The sequence below is a fragment of the Mycobacterium sp. 141 genome (assembly GCF_000382405.1).
Classification (GTDB): domain Bacteria; phylum Actinomycetota; class Actinomycetes; order Mycobacteriales; family Mycobacteriaceae; genus Mycobacterium.
In genome coordinates this window covers 1-16,723 of sequence record NZ_KB908280.1, presented here as the reverse complement: position 1 = coordinate 16,723, position 16,723 = coordinate 1, and the positions used below count along the sequence as shown (strand labels likewise).

At 68.8% G+C, this 16,723-nt stretch carries 11 protein-coding genes; 7 read left to right on the top strand and 4 right to left on the bottom strand.

Features of this window, described 5'->3' with window-relative positions; all coding sequences use genetic code 11:
• Positions 1-2: 2 nt before the first annotated feature.
• From H276_RS0121835 to H276_RS23445, 4 genes are read right to left on the bottom strand one after another with little or no spacing between them, the layout of a single operon-like run.
• On the bottom strand, positions 3-905 hold the full coding sequence (locus H276_RS0121835; protein ID WP_019973410.1) for a DUF6777 domain-containing protein: 903 nt from the start codon (positions 903-905) through the stop codon (positions 3-5).
• Positions 902-2,017, bottom strand: a complete 1,116-nt coding sequence (locus H276_RS0121830) for a WXG100 family type VII secretion target (RefSeq protein ID WP_019973409.1) — start codon at positions 2,015-2,017, stop codon at positions 902-904. The genes H276_RS0121835 and H276_RS0121830 overlap by 4 nt, the downstream gene beginning before the upstream one ends.
• Before the next feature lie 52 nt (positions 2,018-2,069).
• Complete coding sequence (locus tag H276_RS0121825; RefSeq protein ID WP_019973408.1) at positions 2,070-6,530, bottom strand: FtsK/SpoIIIE domain-containing protein; 4,461 nt, start codon at positions 6,528-6,530, stop codon at positions 2,070-2,072.
• Entirely contained in the window at positions 6,531-7,244 is a 714-nt protein-coding gene (locus H276_RS23445) for an RDD family protein (RefSeq protein ID WP_051111504.1), read from the bottom strand.
• Between the two features lie 188 nt (positions 7,245-7,432).
• Between H276_RS23445 and H276_RS0121815 the strand changes: the two genes are divergently transcribed.
• From H276_RS0121815 to H276_RS0121780, 7 genes are all read left to right on the top strand, one after another.
• On the top strand, positions 7,433-7,861 hold the full coding sequence (locus tag H276_RS0121815) for a hypothetical protein (protein ID WP_019973407.1): 429 nt from the start codon (positions 7,433-7,435) through the stop codon (positions 7,859-7,861).
• Between the two features lie 242 nt (positions 7,862-8,103).
• Positions 8,104-9,921, top strand: a complete 1,818-nt coding sequence (locus tag H276_RS25565) for a hypothetical protein (RefSeq protein WP_020657105.1) — start codon at positions 8,104-8,106, stop codon at positions 9,919-9,921.
• A 124-nt stretch (positions 9,922-10,045) separates the two neighbouring features.
• The gene (locus tag H276_RS0121800) at positions 10,046-12,013 is read left to right on the top strand and encodes a VWA domain-containing protein (protein WP_155943218.1); all 1,968 of its coding nucleotides are present in this window, start codon (positions 10,046-10,048) and stop codon (positions 12,011-12,013) included.
• 68 nt (positions 12,014-12,081) lie between these two features.
• A complete protein-coding gene (locus H276_RS0121795) occupies positions 12,082-12,561 on the top strand; it encodes a hypothetical protein (RefSeq protein ID WP_155943217.1) in 480 nt (159 codons plus the stop codon).
• Positions 12,562-13,116: 555 nt separating this feature from the next.
• Positions 13,117-14,739, top strand: coding sequence for a hypothetical protein (locus H276_RS24355; protein ID WP_019973403.1), 1,623 nt, complete (start codon positions 13,117-13,119; stop codon positions 14,737-14,739).
• Positions 14,740-14,809: 70 nt separating this feature from the next.
• Positions 14,810-15,727 (top strand): hypothetical protein, encoded by a 918-nt coding sequence (locus H276_RS0121785; RefSeq protein WP_019973402.1) that lies wholly within the window; start codon positions 14,810-14,812, stop codon positions 15,725-15,727.
• A 392-nt stretch (positions 15,728-16,119) separates the two neighbouring features.
• Positions 16,120-16,723, top strand: a 604-nt coding sequence (locus H276_RS0121780; RefSeq protein WP_019971806.1) for a VWA domain-containing protein, incomplete at its 3' end; no start/stop codon positions are given.

The following is a 16,723-nucleotide window of genomic DNA, read 5'->3' as shown; positions in this document are numbered from 1 at the left end:
ACCTAGGGTGCGGCGTTCATGGCGACGGGATTGGGCAGTCGGGTCGCGCCGGGGCCAAGGTTGATCGTTCCGCCCGCGTTGCGATTGACGGTCTGCCCACTGGCCAGGTCGAGCAGCGTGAACTCGGCGGTGGGCTGCGCGGCGGTGCCCGCAGTGTAGGCGATGGCGACCACCTTCCGGCCGTCGAATTCGGGCCAGGGCCTGCCCATCTGTCTCAGGTCGGACAGGTTGCGGTTCGCCGGCGGCGCCAGCGGGCTCAGCCCCTCGCAGTGCAGTCGCGGTACGCCCGCGGGGTCGATCATCACAGCGTTGCCCGCCTGCAGGACCGTCTGGTAGGGGCGCGCGGCGCCGTCGACGTAACCGTAGGATGTCACCCAGGTGTCGACGGTCAACGTCACGGGCGTCAAAGTGTTGAGGTAGTAAGGGATCTCGTTGCGTTGCAGATCCAGCGCAGTGGCCCATGTCGTACCCCGCGTTGCGTCGTTCAGTAGGGCGGTGGCCGCGGTGGCGCCATCGCACGGACCGTGCGGCCGGTTGAACGTGCCGTACATCCCGCGCTGGGTACCCGACGCTAGCCGTACTCCGCGATCGGGGAAGTAGGGGATGCCCGCGACGCTCTCCGTGATGTGTTGCGCGGCTTCGGGTGACGGCGGTGTGCGGTCCAGCACGACCGACTGGCCGAAGGGATCGGCGACCGCCGCGTTGGCGGCGGTCAGCACCACGTCGTCGGCTTGGGGTCCGCTCGACGAGTCGACGCCCCGGGTCATCACCACGACGGTGACGAGCGTGGCGACCACCACGGCGGTGAGGGCCGCGGCAGCGATACCAAGGATCGTCCTGGCGTTCGGGTTCACGTTCGTCGTCGAGGGGGCGTTCGGGTCGACCCAGCCGGGTGGCGCTGTCATTTCGTCGATTGCGTCGGATCGACCGTCGCGACGACCTCGCCCTGGAACTTCGCGATGCTGTCGCGGGCGGCCGCCCACCGCGGGTCGGTCGAAGTGTCGAAGGCCCGTCCCACGGTCTCGTAGGTCTTCGCGTTGGCGTGGTTTCCGCCGACGGCGTTGAACGCGTCGTCCCAGCCGATCCTGCCGTCGTCCAGCGGTCCGGGGGCCTTGATTTTCGGGTCGTATTCGAAGATGTGGCTCGACGGACCCGCCCACGGTTCGGTGAAGGGAACCCGGTCGCCGATGCCGCCGACCGCGGTGTTGACAAAACCGATCACGGCGCCGGCGGGTCCGGGGATGGCGCCCGTCGCGATGCGGCCGGGGATCTGCGGCACGCCGTCGCCCTTGGCGCGCAGGTGGACGGTGTTGATTCCGGACTGGTCGGCGTGGGTGAGGGGAGCGCCGTAGGTGACGAGGTCGGTGACGTGGTATCTGCCTGCGGCTGCGATGTTTTGAGCGTCCATGCCGCCCTGGCTGAAGCCGACGAACATGACGTCAGGTCCGTCCTTACCGGGCTTGTAGCCGGCCGCGGCGAGTGCGGCGTCGATCCTGCCGGTGATGTAGGAGTCTGGGCGCCCTTGGATCACTTCGGCGTTGCGGCCGACCGTGAGGCGTTCCGCCGCCGACGTGCCGTTCAGGTACACGATGAAACGGGTTCTGCCGTCCGCCCCGATAACCTGCTCGATGTAGATCCCGTCCTGCGAGCGGTCGCTGACCTTGATGCGGTCGAAGAGCGACGATGTGCTGGCGGGCGCTGTCGGCACGCCTGCTTCGGCACCGCTCCTGGACGAGGTCGCGAGACCGACCGCGCCGCTGACGCGCTCCTGCTCCTCGGCGTTGCGGCGCAGGTCGATTCCGGCCTGGCGCAGGCCGTCCGCGGCCGCCTTGACGGATAGGCTGGAGCGTCCCGCCCACTGGGACCGGAAGCGGTCGGCGTCGGCACCGGTCCACAGCCAGCCGATGTTCACCTTGCCGTTCAGCGTTTTCACCAACTGGTCCAGCGTGTCGGCGGCATTGTCGAATCGTGCTGCGACGGTGCGAAGCTGAACGGGGTCGGCGCCCTGGTAGGCCATGTGGATCCTCACGGTCTTTCGGCGGCACGCACGGCTTGCACCGCGATCGGGGTCAGGTGACGGGGTTGGCGACGTGCAGCCACACGCCGTTGCCCTTCTCGATGAGCACGCCGCGGCCCGGTGGGTACTGCTTGTTGCGTACCCGCCCGAGTTCGGTGCTGAGTAGGGAGCTGGTCTCCAGTCCCGTCGGCGCCAGCACCAGGCCGCGCCGGGCGGACTTGAACGGCTGACCGAGCATCCAGATCTGGCTCCACGTCGACACCTCGGATTCGCCGATCACCAGCATGGCCGACTCGGACATCGCCTTGACGAAGGTGGTCAGCTCGGATTCGGCTGCGGTGTCGCCGAATCCGGCGATCGACTCCATGACGGCGACCATCCGCTGGGGCGGAGCCCCAGCGTCCAGTGTCGGCGTCACCCGGTTCGCCAGTTCGATGGCCTGATCGACGCCGACGGCCACATCGCTCCAGATGTCCAGACCGCTGATGGCCGAAGCGCTCGGTGCGATGTAGAGGACGCGTGTGGCGGGATCTTGCCGCCGCACCGCCTGCGCCAGGGTCAGTAACGCGGTGCTCCGACCGCTGCCGGGTGGACCCGTCACCATCAGGAGTCCGCGCGGCGCGAACCCGACGGGGGAGAGATCCTGATCGCCGAGTCCGATCACCGCCAGCCCGTTCGACGTCGCGGAGGGCAGTGATTCCAGCGGGACGGCCTCCGGTAGCCGTTGCACCGGTGCGGGTGCCGCGAAGCCGTCCTCGGTCATCGCCGTTGCGAGCCGTTCGATGGCGGCGGCCTGCACGGAGACGTTGGCATCGCCTCCATACACCGCCATCTGGAACTCCTGGCGCGCCATGATGCCCCGACCGCGCGGCGAGTTGGCCGTCAGTACGTCGGAAGGCACGCCGGCGGCCGCGTAGTCGTCATCGTTCGCCAGCCGTAGGTACAGGCGGCGTTGCATCGTGGATGCCAGCGACGTGGACAGCGCTCCGGGGCGGTCGCCGGTCACGACGACGTGCAGTCCCAGGCTGCGCCCGTCGGAGACAAGCTGGCTGAACATCGCGAAGTTCGTGGACTGCCCGATGAACTCGTAGGCGTCGCGGAACGCACCGATCCCGTCGATCAGCAACAGGATCCGCGGTTCGGTGTGATTACCGCTGAGCTTGCGGTAGTCCGAGATGCTCGCGGCGTGGACGCGGGCGAACCGGTCGGCGCGGTCGTCGAGCACCCCGGTGAGCCGGCGCAGCACCCGGGCGATTCGCTCGTCGTCGTCGCCGGAGACGATCGCCCCGACGTGCGGCAGAGCCTCGAGGACACGCAGGCTGCCGGACCCGAAGTCGAAGCCGTACACGTGAACGGGGCCGTCGCCGGGGGCCAGCGCCGCCGACACCGCGAGTGTGCGCAGAGCCGTGGACTTCCCGGCACCGCCGGTCCCGATGATCGCCATGTTGCCGTCCAGGTCGGGGTCGAAGTAGCCGACGGGTTGGCTCTGTTTCCCCGGTAGGTCGCAGCGGCCGATGACGAGTTGGCCCTCGCGGGCCGGAGTCGGCAGATCCTCGAGCGCGCACACCGCGGCGAGCGGTGGCAGCCATGGCTTGCGCGGCGTCGGCAGGCGCAGCTGGCCCGCGGCCCTGGTGACGGTGGCGACGATCCGGCTGATGTCGTTGGGTCCCACGCGGTCCCCGGTGTGTATCGACGGTAGTTCGGTCCGCCACTGACGGCGCTTGCCGAACCTGAACTCGCACAGGTCGATCCGTGCGCGATCGGGTTGGTCGTCGGACCGGCCGCCCACGTAGGCGGCCTGGAAGGTGATCAACCTCCCCGGTCCGGTCTTTGCGACTGCGCGCCCGGGGATCTCGGGCGGGAAGTAAGCGGCCTGTTTGTCGTCCACGACGTCGAGTGAGTCGTCGACGTCGTTGAGCCGCAGCGCGATACGCAGGTTGGTGTTGGCGCGCAGGCTGGCCTTGATGACGCCCGCTGGGCGCTGCGTGGCGAGGATCAGGTGCAGGCCAAGGGAGCGGCCGCGCTGAGCCACGTCGATGACCCCGTCGACGAACTCGGGCACCTCGGAGGCCAAGGCCGCGAATTCGTCGACGATGATCACCAGGCTGGGCGGGGCGTCGGGGTCTCCGGACTGCTGGAGCGAGACGAGGTCCTTGGCGTTCTTGTCGCTGAGCAGCTCCTCGCGGTGTTTGATCTCGGCCCGCAGCGATGTGAGCGCGCGGCGCACAAGATGCGGCGACAGGTCGGTGACCAGCCCGACGGTGTGCGGCAGGTGATTGCACTCGGCGAAGGCGGCGCCGCCCTTGTAGTCGACGAGCAGGAACGTCACACGGTCGGGGCTGTGGGCGGCGGCCATTCCCATCACCCACGCCTGCAGGAACTCGCTCTTACCCGAGCCGGTGGTGCCGCCGACGAGGGCGTGTGGTCCCTGCTCCCGCAGGTCGAGGTGGAAGTCCTCGGTTCCAGTCGAGCCGACCAGCGCGCGCAGGGACGGCGCGGTGCGCAGTGGCGTGACGGGCCCGGTGCGGTTGACTACGGAGTCGTTGGACGTCCACTGCGCGATCACCGCGGTCGGATCGCTGCCGAACGCGGGGTCGGTCAACCCGAGGTACGAGGCAGTGCGGGGGAGGTCGCTGGCATCCTCGACGGCGGCGCCGACGTCTACGACGGGGGCCATCAGCAGGGCGACCTGTTCGGCGACGTCGACGGCGAGAGTTTCGCACGCCACGGGGAAGTTGTGCCTGCCGTGGCGCACCTCGCCGACCGTCGCGCCCTGCGTGGGATTCTCGACCAGGAGGTAGGTGCGGCACGCGGCTGGCAGGCTGCTGACCTGTGTGGCGACCCAGACGACGTGCACGCTGACGGCGGATCCGCGCTCTGCGAGCCGGGTCATCCGCGCCCGGTCGATGGGTGCGGTGTCCTCGACCAGGACGACCACCGCGGGCGTGGTCAGGGCGGGCTCTTGGAGGGACGCGGACGCATCCGAGACCGGTCCGTACCGCGGGGCCGTTCGCGTCGCCAGAGCCTCGGCGCGTTGCTTGACGAGATCCTCGAGCCGGGACAGCAGGGCGACGCCGCCTTCGACGCTGTCGGTCAGGTGATTGCCCGCGAGCGGGCTGTGCAGCGAGCCGGTGTGCGGAATCCACTCCAGCCAGTCCCACGAGCCCTGCAGGTGCGGCGACGAGAACGCGGCCACGGCGAGCTCGGCGGGGGAGTGCAGTCCGATCAGTTGCATGACGAGGCCTCGGGCCACGCCGTCCACCAGCCCACGCGGACCGCAGACGCCCAGCGCGCCGCACTCGGTGAGGTCGGCGACGATCGGAACGTCTTTGACCTGAGCGAACTCCTCCTTGAGGGAGGTGAGCTGTTCGCGGTAGCCGGGCTCGGCGTCCGGTTCGTCGTCACCCTCGACGTGGCAGCGCGACGCCGCGTCGCCGAGCCCGAGGCGCACGCTGAGGAAACCGGGGTGCTCGGGGCGGTGGGTCCACATCAGCGGGCCGAGGCGGTGAACCGCGTCGACGACTTCGGGCAGTGCCGGCCGCTCGCTGAGCCGCACGGCCACCTCGACTCGCTGGGCGGCGGTGAGATCGGCCGCCAGAGCCCGTAATCCGTCGGCGAACCGCTCGGCTTCGAGCTTGCGCTTCTTCCGGTTCTGCCGCTTCTGGTCGAAGTACATCCCGAGCATAAGCAGCGGACTCAGCGCGATGAAGCCCACGGCCAGCAGGCTCTTCGTGATCGCGAAGTACACCAACCCCATCGGCAGCGGCAGCAGTGTCGAGACCAACGGGAAGTGTTCGGGCTCGGGCCGCTGGGGCAACTTGGGTGCCGCGAAGCGCCGCTCCTCAAAGCGGGCGACGACGCGTGGCGAGCGGTTGAATTCGACCACGGGGCTGTCGGATTGGAGCAATCCCGGCCGGACGATGTGCACGATCATGATGGACGTTCCGGCGAGCCGAACGATGTCGCTGACACCGAGCAGGGCGCGTTGCATCGCGCGGCCGCCGACGACGAGCCCGGACGGGCCGGCGAGGTTCGAGATCTCGATGCTCTCGCCCACGCTGACGGCTGCATGCACGGCGGAGACGCCCGGGTCGGACAGCACCACGTCGGCGGTGTGTTTGGTGCCGATGGTGGAATTGCCCGGCGGAAGGGCAAATTCGCGTCCGGCGTCGGGGCCCTCGAGCACGCGGAGCACGGCGACGGCGCGTCCGCGGGGCCGGGCGGCCGGCGCCGGTGCCGCAGCGCCTGCGGTGATGCTGACCCGCGAACCGGACCGGATTCCGGCTTCGACCAGTCCCCGTGCCGGGTTCAGCACCCTACCGCTCGCGTTCGGGTCGAACGCGTTGTGCTCGAGTTTGAGCGTCGGGTTGCGGTGCCCCGCGGCGTTCCGGCGCTCGGGGTCTCCGATACCGAGCGCCGTCGCCAAGTCGCCGACGGTGGCGGTGGCGTCGGCTGTCATCGCGAGTTGCGCCTGGGTCCCGTCGTCGCGACGCAGGATGAACTTCAGGTGCATCTAGGGCGCCCTCCGTGTGCCCGCCGACGCCAACGGCACCGGCGATTGAACCGTTTTCAGGCTGCGGTCGATGGACCTGCGCAGTGGAGTCTGCTGGCGTCGGCCTAGCGGGTTTTCGCCGATGGTCACGTCGATCACGTCGATTCCCGTGACGTCGTCGTGGCGACCCCGTGGGGTCGGGCTGATCAGTACGGGGAGCGCTGCGAGTCCGAGGCTGGCGCCGAAGATCGCGCTGCGCAGTGCGGCCGCCGCAAAACCGGGGGGTCTGCGGTCCGCCGAGCGCACGGCGCGCAGGCCGACGACCGCCTTGCCGACCGTGGTTCCGGTGAGACCCAGCCACAGTTGCTGCCAGATCCACACGGCGACAACCGCCACCGGCACGACGATGTAGAGCACAGCGGGGACGCCGAGGACTGCTCCGATCACCGCGAGCGATACCACCGGACTAAGCGTGGCCGCGATGTCGAGCATCCCGGCGCACAGTCTGACTTCCCGCCCGGCCAGCAGGAACTGGTCGGCAGGCTGAGGTGCTGCCGTGGGCGACTGAGCGGCCCGTGTCACGGCGGTGGCGGACACCGTGGGTGTCGCCGGCGGGGCCACGACGCGGTTCTGCACCGCCTGCCCGCAGGCAGCGCAGAACGGCGCGTGGGGGCGCAGGGTTGAGCCGCAGTGAGAACAGGGTGGATCGACGCCGACCGCTTGACCCGACGCCACTCCACCTCCTCCGGCCTGTTAAACGAACGGCTGCGCGCGTCGCGGGCAGGCCGACTAGAGGCAAGAATAAGCCGGGGTTTGCCAACGCGCAGGCGATCGATGTCGACCAATCGTACGATTGCCTTCCGAGACAACGACGGACACGATTCAAACATCGACAGCGTCGGCGATTGGTTAGGAAACCAACAGTGCACAAGGGGGTCACCGGTCCGGCGTTGCCGCCGAGCCGGTTCGCGGCCGGTTACACCGCGGGCGCGCCCGGTATGCAGACGGCCGTCCCGTCGACACCGGGAGCCGGTCCGCTGCCCGGTGGACGAGGTCCGCAGGCTACCTCGCAGCACGCGGGCCCGTCCGCCGCGGCTCCCGGTTCGCTCCCACAGACGGGTGACGCCGGAGGCTACGCGGCGGTCGCGCTCGTGCTGGTGGTGGTGTTCGGCCCGTTCGCCGTTCCGGTGACGACGCCCATGGCGTTGGCGGCCCGGGCCCGAGCACGCCGCACCGGTGTGGTGAGCCCCGTGACGGCAAACGCTACGTTGATCATCGGAGCGATCTATCTGATCATCGGCGTCACCGCCGTCGCGTTGTGGTTCGCGACCTCCGATGCGCCGGCGGTCTAGAGCGACGGCTCAGATCTCATGCTGTCGAACGATCGACTGATATCGGCGGGTGCGGTAGTGCTGCGAGACTGCGGTGGCGGGGCGCCCACCGCCGCGGGAACGACGGACAGCACCCGACTATCCGAGCAAACATAAGGGGTCAGGCGTGTTCGATGTACTCTCAGGCCGGTTTGACCTGCACGCGGTACGTGGTCGGCACCTCGGCCGAGCGCGTAGTTCATGTTGATTCAGGGGGAGGGTTCATGGACGTCCATCTCGCCGTAGCCGTCAGCGCCGCGGTCGCGCAGGTGACCATGACGGGTGCGTTCAGCGAGCGACTCGATCACTCAGTGATCGACTTCGCCACCGTCGCCGACGAACAGGCCGCGATCGTCCAGACGGTGGTGGCCACGCATCTCGCCCTGCACGCCGGCGGTCACCGACTCGTGTCGACTCGGCTCGAGGGCGACGACGTGGTCGTGATCGCGGCCCTGCGCAGCGCCTTGACCGCAGCCGGTGTGCCGGGCGTGACGACCGCGGATGCCGTTGGTCCGGCCACCGTGATGGCACCGAGTCTCGGCGCGGACACCGGAGCGACGACGACGCCGACCGAGATCAACCCTGCGCAGGCCTCCCACCTCGCCTACTCGCAGGTACAAGATGACACCGGAGGTCTCGGATACGCCGGCGGCACGCCGTATTCGGACCGCCGAAGCGAGGACGTCCCGCTTCAGGTGCCGCTCGCCCCGCTTGTGGCCTACGACGAATCCGACCCCGCCGGCGCGGCGACCCGGCCGCGCTCCCTGCTGGTCGGCAGCACGGTCGGCGGTCTGGCGGTGGTGCTGATCGCGGCTGCCTCGGTCTCGGTCGCGGTGGCGGTGCGACCGGCCGCCCGCCAGCAGCTCTTCGCACAGGAACCGGACAGCGTGCCGGTGACCTTCGAACCGGCGGTTGGGAATGTGCCGAACACCGCGGGTGAGCCGGTGATCTACGTTCCGCCACCGCCTCGAGCGGCGGCCGAACAGGCCGCGCCGGAGTCGACCGGAATCGTCTACGGCGATTCCTACAACGCGAGCGGTCCCTACGGTTCGGGTGCTGGCGGAAGTTCCGGTGGCTCAGGCGTATTCGGCGGAGGCGTGCCGGACCAGGGCGCGCCGCTGCCGCCGGACGGGAACGGCGGCTTCCCGCTGCCCGGTGGCGATCCTGCGCCCGGCGACCAGACGGGTCTCCCCGGTGGACCGGACGTTTCGGGTCTCTACGCGGGGTTGGCCGTCACCCAGGTCGCGGCTCAGGTCGCGCAGGTCGGTAGCCAGCTCTTCATCCCGTTCTTTAACCAGCCGATCAAACCTTCTGGGCCCGGTATTTCCGAGACCCGACGCGAGCCGGACGATGGGTCCAAACGCGGAGTGGACGGGAATTCCGGAAGCGAGAAGGCCCGCGTGGCCGGAACGCAGGACGGGGACGGTTCTGGGCAGAATCCCGGCGGGTCCGAGACCGCAAACGATCCCGGCGGTTCGACGTCCAGCGAAACGACCGACGGGGTGCCGGCTCCGGAACAGCGCGCCGGCGAGTCGTCGGCCTCGCCGACACCGCCCAGCGGATCGACCCCCACGACGACAAGCACGTCACCGTCGACCTCGAGCAGTCCGACAACCACGACGCAGGCGCGGGTCACGACGACGCCGCCGACGACCACGCAAGCACCCGCCGTCACCACCACCCAGGCCCCGGTCGTCACCACCACGGACGCACCGCGCATCACGACGACGGAGGCGCCGGTGGTGACGCAGGCGCCGGTGGTGACGGAGGCGCCGGTGGTGACGGAGGCGCCGGTGGTGACGGAGGCGCCGGTGGTGACGGAGGCGCCGGTGGTGACGCAGGCGCCGGTGGTGACGCAGACCCCCGTCGTCGAGGCACCCACACCCGCGCCCGTGGTCCCGACCCGCCCGGCATTCCGGATTCCGGGATTCGGTTCCGGCGGATCGAGTTCGTCGGGCGGATCCACGTCTTCCGGTGGGTCGAGTTCCTCGGGCGGGTCGAGTTCGTCGGCGCCCACCACCACCGTCGCGGTCGTCCCTTAGTGGCGGGCAACGGGATCGGACTGCGCGTAGAGGTCGTTGAGACCGTGCAGTCCGTCCTCGGTGACACGGGCGAGAAGAGCCGACTTCGTGGTCGCGGGCGACCCCGATCCCGAAGGGGGATGTGATGCGATACAACCCACCGCCGAACTGGCCGGTGCCACCGGGATGGTCACCGGGCCCGGGACGCCACGTGGATCCTTCGTGGCCGCCTCCCCCTCCGGGGTGGGAGTTCTGGGTCGCCGACGAATCGGCGCCCGCTCCGAGGATCGCGTCGCACCCGCTCGAACCCGTTGTGGGGCAGCCGGTGGGGAGTGGCGGCGCACCGGTACAACCGGCGTCCCGGCGAGCGTGGTCGCGCCCTGCGGCCGTCGCCTCCGTTGCGGTGGCGGCCGTCGTGATCGTCGTGGTCGCCATCGGTATCACCGTCAACGGCAACGTATTCAAGAGCGTATCCGGCGCCGGCGGTGACTCGCCGTATTCCGCTGCGGCACCGCACATCATCGCCGTACCCACCGTGCTGATCCTCGACGCGTCAGGTTCGATGAACGAAACCGACGCGCCGGGCCCGCGAATCGACGCCGCGAAGGCTGCCGCCCAGGGTCTGGTCGATGCACTGCCCCACGACGCGACCCTGGCGTTGGAGGCCTACGGCACGTCGACGGGTTCGGCGGACACCGAGCGCGACGCCGGCTGCACCGACGTCAGGACGCTTATCCCCCTGGGCCGACTGGACAGTGATCAGATGCGCGGCGGCATCGCCGGTTTGAAGGCTTCCGGCTACACCCCGATCAGCCTGGCGCTGCGCACCGCGGTCGGGCAATTACCGGCCGACGACAGCGCGCAGGCGATCGTGCTGGTGTCCGACGGCGAGGACACCTGCGGCCAGCCTCCGTGTGATGAAGCCGCCCAAGCCAAGCGGACACATCCGAACCTGGCGATCTCCACAGTCGGATTCAAGACCGACGGCCCGGCCAGCGACCAGCTGCGGTGTATCGCCGATGCGACGGGCGGCCTCTTCGTCCAGGCCGCCAACGCCAGTCAACTGGCCGCGCGGCTGCTGGCGACCCAGAACGTCGGCGCGGCGGCGTCCGCCCTGTCCTCGGATGGAGTGGGTGACGTCAAGCTGGGCCAGCGAATCGACGACATCCGCAAGACGCACCCCGATTTCCCCGCGGCGTCGGCCGGCGGACGAGTCGTGGTGTTGTGGCGCGACTGCGACCTCGGCTTCGTCGACGGCGTGCTCGATTCGATCGCGCCGCACGACGGCGGCCACACGATCGACGGAGTCCGGGTCGGGACGCCGCTGAGCCGGGCCACTGAGCTCTACGGCGATCCGTTGGGAACGGTCACAGGCGACGACGGCTCGCACGGCGTGCTCTACGCGGCCGATCCGAATCCCCTCAACCCCAACGCCTATCGCATCCTGGTCGACGGCTTCTCCGACGCGGGAGGCACCGTCAGCGGGACCGTTAAGGCCATCACCATGTGCCGATGCAAACCGGGGGCGAGCACGACCCCGGCCAGGCCCTCCGGGGTCACCGACGACACGATCCTCAATATGACGTTCCCAGCCGGTGCGTGCGGGGACGGCGACTACCGATGGAAGAACAGCGTACCCATCACCGTGAGAAACGGTGAGGGCGAGGCGCGCACCGCGTCCGGGGAGTTCGGCGGCGCGTCGATCACCAATGCCAAGCTGGCCGGCTGGCTGGACGCCGACGGAGACGGCACCGAAGAAGTCGCCGTCACGTTCGTCTGCTTCGGGTCCCCGGTCGACCAGTGCTGTGCCGGACGATCGTCGATGATGGAGTTCGTCGGCGTCTTCGACTTTTCCACCCCGGGGTCTCCCCGTCCCGTCGGGACGACCATCATGCCCGGTGAATCGCCGGTGTCGGGCAGCAGCTACGGCGAATCCCGCTACATCGATCAGATGCGGATCGACGGGTCAGCGATCGTCACCGACGAGAAGCTGATCTATCCCGACAGCCTCGAACCCACCGACGACCTCGGCTATTCGCCGTACGCGACCGTCGAAGTGACCCATCGGTTCATCGACGGCCGGTGGACCTCATCGGAGCGGGTGACCGGCTGATGAATCACCCGCAACCACAGGAAATTCGGAGAACTCACTTCGAATCCAGCTCGAGAAGGGTACGTGACATGAATCGACGAGATGACGCGCAGATGGGACGTCGCGAGTTCGGCACCTGCGGTATGCGCTGGGTGACAACAGCACTCGCAACAGCTCTGATGGCACTGGTCGTCGCCGTGCCTGCACACGCGGATCCGACCGGTCTGCAACTGTCGATCCACGTACAGCGTGGATTCGCCTATGGCACCGAGATCGAACCCAACCACTTCCGGCTCGGTCGGACGGCGAACGGACACTGGTCGGTGAACCTAGGACTGAGCTGGAACACCACCGACGGCTCCATCATCCGGGGACACGAGACCTCGACGGTGCTCGACGCCAACGGGAACAGCGTCTACAGCGCCAACCAGAGCGTGAACGGTTTCGCCGAGAGCGGCCATTGGAAGTTCACGATCAAGGCGCCGGGGCAGTACACCTACGTCGTCGATGTGGACACTGAGCAGGGCCGGCACATCCACGGCGAGCAGCCCTTCACGGTCGATCCGTAGTCGGTCCGGGGGAGACGAATGCGCTGCTACGGCGAGCCTCGACGCGATCGAAACGTGTTCGGAGGGCGCGAACATCCGAAAGCCGCGCAACGCCGACGGACCACCGGCCGCTCGTCCGTGTCCCGAGCGGTGGGTGTCGCCATCGCGATGTTGGTTCGTTGTGGCAGCAGCCGCGGGCGTCACCGGATGCAGCACACCGAGAATGCCGACCTCCGCCGCGGTGCAGACGTCGACCGAGAGCCGCCCCATCGCCGCCTCGACCTCGGTGACCGACCTGCTGGCCACAGCGTCGGACTCTGCGGGGCCGCGGACCCGGCAAGTCGAGCGCGGGCCCGTCGTATCCGTCTCCGGACGAGTACCGCCTGATCGGCGTTCTACGTGGCATCACGTTCGTGGTGTCCTTGTTCGATGGGGCCGGAGCCGGTAATTCCGTCGTAGAGCATGACCTCGCAACACTTTTCAACAATCCGCGGCAGCGGATTCTCGACGCACCGTGATCGCGCGAATCGACGCCGCTTCACGCTCGGTGGCGCGGTACCCAACAGCTAGGGACGAATGGTGAAGGAACTGAGTCTCGACATCGGGGTCGGTGTTTCGTTGGGTGGTGTGGTCGCGCGGGCGGGTGAGGGCACCGTGTACGAGGTGGTGGGTCGTCCGGAGTGGGTGGTAAAGCTGTTCCACTCCGACTTGGGGGATCTGGCGGCCAAGGTGGAGAAGGTCGCGGCGATGGTGGGGGTGTCCCCGCCGGGGGCGGTGCAGCCCGACGGGTTTGTGGTGCTGACCTGGCCGGTGCACGTGGTGTCCGACGACGCCGGCGTGGTGGGGTACGTGATGTCGCGGGTGGACACCGGCAATGCGGTGGAGATCCACTCGATCTCGAATCCGTCGAACCGCGCCGAGCCGCTGCCCACGGCGCCGCAGTGGACGCGCGGCGTGACGTGGATGCACCTGGTGAACATCGCGGCCAACCTGTGTCTGGCGGTGGAGGCCGTGCATCGGGTCAATGCGGTGATCGGGGACTTCCAGGAGCGCAACATCCTGGTTGCGGATACGACGCAGGTGACGTTGGTGGACTGCGACTCGATGCAGTTCACCGACGCCTCGGGGCGCCAGTTCCTCTGTGGGGTGGGACGTCCGGAGTTCACCGCCCCGGAGTTGGCGTCGGTGAACCTGCGCGAACGCGCCCGCGAGCGGTCGTCGGATCTGTTCGCGTTGGCGGTGCACATCCACCTGCTGCTGATGGCGGGTAATCACCCGTTCATGCGGGGCACCTGGATCGGGGTCGGTGACCAGCCCGACGCGCTGACGCTGGCGCAGTCCGGCTCGTGGGCGGGGGCGCCGGGGTCGCTGCTGGCCCGGCATCCACTGGCGCCGTCGGTGACGTTCCTGCCCGAGGAGGTGCAGCGACTGTTCGCGCGGGCCTTCACCGAAGGTGCCCGTGATCCCTCGGCGCGGCCCTCGGCGGTGGAGTGGCGTGAGGCGCTGCTGCGGATCCAGATGGTGACCTGCCCGCGCGGGATCCATCAGATGCCCGCCGAAGCCGATCCGTGCCCCTGGTGCGCCATCGACGACGAACGCGTCACCCGCAGACACCAACGCGCCGCCAGCACCGCCAGCCGCCCCGACCCGCAGGTCGTCTACAAGGTCACCGCACCCCCACCGGACCCTTACCGCGCCACCGCACAGGCCGCGACCGCCGTTGCCGCGTCGTCGAAACCGTTCTCCCGCGCTGCACTCATCACACTCAGCGTCGTCCTCGGCATCGCAGTCATCACCACCCTCATCGCGCTCATCGTGTCGCAGTCCAGCGACGATGTCACGGCGACGACGCAGACGTCCACGTCCCGCTACACATCCGTCAACCCGACCGGCATCCCCGGCGGTGGGGTGCTGTCCGCCCTTGAACCGGCGAGTACACCGCCCCCCGGCGCCGTCGAGTGCTCGAGCGCGGGACGCGGACGGTACGGGCACGCCGCCCGCGGCAATGAGGTCACGTCGTGCCCGTTCGCCGAAGCCGTGCTCGCCCAGGCCAATGCGAGCGCGAACATCACGGCTTATCGGGACGACACAGTCACCGCATTCAGTCCGGTGACCAACAAGAGCTACCCGATGTCGTGCCGGGTCGAGCGCGTCATGACGTGCCGCGGCGGCAACGACGCGGTGGTGTATGTCTACTAGGGGCACCACGCCGCGACATCGCACCGAACACCGACACCGATCGGCACCGGCACAGCGGACGGTAATCATCGTGTCGGTGCTGTGCGCCGTCGGTCTGATCGCGGTGACGGGCGTTCTCGCGTACCGAACGAGGGTCTGGCAGGGCCTCGGCAGCGGTGAGCACGCCGCCCCACAGCAGATTTCGGGGCAGGGCAGTGCGTCACAGCACGTGGAACCGGCGCCGGGGCCGCTGCCCGAACCGTCATCCGCGATGGATTCCCCACCGTCGGCCCGACTCACCGCGTTGTTCGACGAACTGCGCCAGTCCGTCGGCGCCGACATCGGACTGGCGGTCGCCCCAGTACAAGACCCCGACCGGGTGCTGAGTCTGGGGGATTGGAAGTCGGGGCCGGCCTGGTCCACGATCAAGGTGCCGCTGTCCCTGGCGTCGCTGCGCGACACCGGCACCAACGAGGTCACGGGCTCGATACGGGCCGCCATCACGGAATCGGATAACTCTGCGGCCCAGTCGATCTGGGAGAGTCTCGGCGACGCCGACACGGCGAAGATCAAGGTCGAGTCGGTACTCGCCGAACCCGGTCCGGCGCCGCAGGTGCAGAGCGTGGTGACCCGGCCGGGTTTCTCGGCCTTCGGTCAGACACTCTGGCCGCTCACGGATCAGGCCAGGTTCCTGTCCGTCGCCGACTGCAACCCCGTCGATCAGCCGGTGCTAGACCTGATGGCGGACATCTCCTCCGGACAGCGCTGGGGTCTGGGCACGCTCGAAGGGGCCCGGTTCAAGGGCGGCTGGGGTCCGGGTGTTGACGGGGGGTATCTCGTCCGCCAGTACGGCGTGGTCCGAGTGGCGAGCGGCGACATCGCGGTGGCGATCGCCGCCGTACCGGAGTCGGGGAGCTTCTCCGCCGGGACGGCGGCGCTGGGCCGAATCGCCTCCTGGATCTCCGAGCACCAGGCGGACTTCCCCGGAGGGAACTGCGGAACGCCGTGACACGCAGTCCATCGGGCACCGGCACGCGCATCGGATCGACGCCCTCCGCGGCGTTTCGACGTGCGAGGGTTCGACGTGCGCGGCGTTCGCCGGCCTGACGGTGCGGCACGGCGATCCTGACCTTCGAAGTACTCAAAGGGCGACCAGAAAGCGGTGTGGCATCAGCTCAGACCCGCCATTCTGGAGGCGATATGGGGTGACGGGTGCGGCCACGTCCCGAACGGCGTGCGACGCATTCAACGTGAGCGTCAGAATTCGCTGGGCTTGCCCATTCGACCGGCTCGGGCGGCGGGAATGTGGAACGCTGGTGTGTGAACGCGGTCATCGACGTGACTCCGCCGTCGGGCGGAGCGGGATGAGAGGGGAGTCGGTTGTCACAAGGTGGCTGGGCGGTGGAGCTCAATGACGAGAACCCGGACCCGCGCGTCGCCTGCGTCGTGTTGGCGGATGTTTCCGGGTCGATGATGGGGCAACCGATCGCGGCGCTTGAGCGCGGGTACGCGGCGTTTACCCAGTACCTGAATACCGAGACGCTGGCGAGTAAGCGGGTGGAGGTGGCGGTGGTGACGTTCGGGTCGGTGGCGACGGTGTTGGTGCCTATGCAGGAGGCGCGCATGCTGCAGCCGGCCCGGTTCACCGCGTCCGGCCGGACGAACATGGCCGCGGGTATACATCTGGCCTTGGACATACTGGAAGACCGCAAGGATGCGTATAAGGCTGCGGGCCTGCAGTATTACCGGCCGTGGATACTGCTGCTGACTGACGGTGAACCGAACCAGGAGGGTTTTGGTGAGGCGGTCGCGCGGCTGAACGGTGTCGAAATGGCCCGTGGGGTGACGGTCTTCGCGGTCGGCGCCGGTCCGCAGGTGAATTATCAGATGCTGGCCCGTCTGTCCGTGCAGCGCAGCCCCGCTCCACTCGACGGTCTCAAGTACGAGGAGCTGTTCGAGTGGCTGTCGGCGTCGCTGAGCAACGTCTCGAATTCGACGGAGTTCG

Coding starts and splice junctions, on each gene's coding strand:
- H276_RS0121830 (WP_019973409.1), bottom strand. CDS start 2,017: ATGGCCTACCAGGGCGCCGACCCCGTTCAGCTTCGCACCGTCGCAGCA.
- H276_RS24355 (WP_019973403.1), top strand. CDS start 13,117: ATGGTGAAGGAACTGAGTCTCGACATCGGGGTCGGTGTTTCGTTGGGT.
- H276_RS0121800 (WP_155943218.1), top strand. CDS start 10,046: ATGCGATACAACCCACCGCCGAACTGGCCGGTGCCACCGGGATGGTCA.
- H276_RS0121825 (WP_019973408.1), bottom strand. CDS start 6,530: ATGCACCTGAAGTTCATCCTGCGTCGCGACGACGGGACCCAGGCGCAA.
- H276_RS25565 (WP_020657105.1), top strand. CDS start 8,104: ATGGACGTCCATCTCGCCGTAGCCGTCAGCGCCGCGGTCGCGCAGGTG.
- H276_RS0121835 (WP_019973410.1), bottom strand. CDS start 905: ATGACAGCGCCACCCGGCTGGGTCGACCCGAACGCCCCCTCGACGACG.
- H276_RS0121795 (WP_155943217.1), top strand. CDS start 12,082: ATGAATCGACGAGATGACGCGCAGATGGGACGTCGCGAGTTCGGCACC.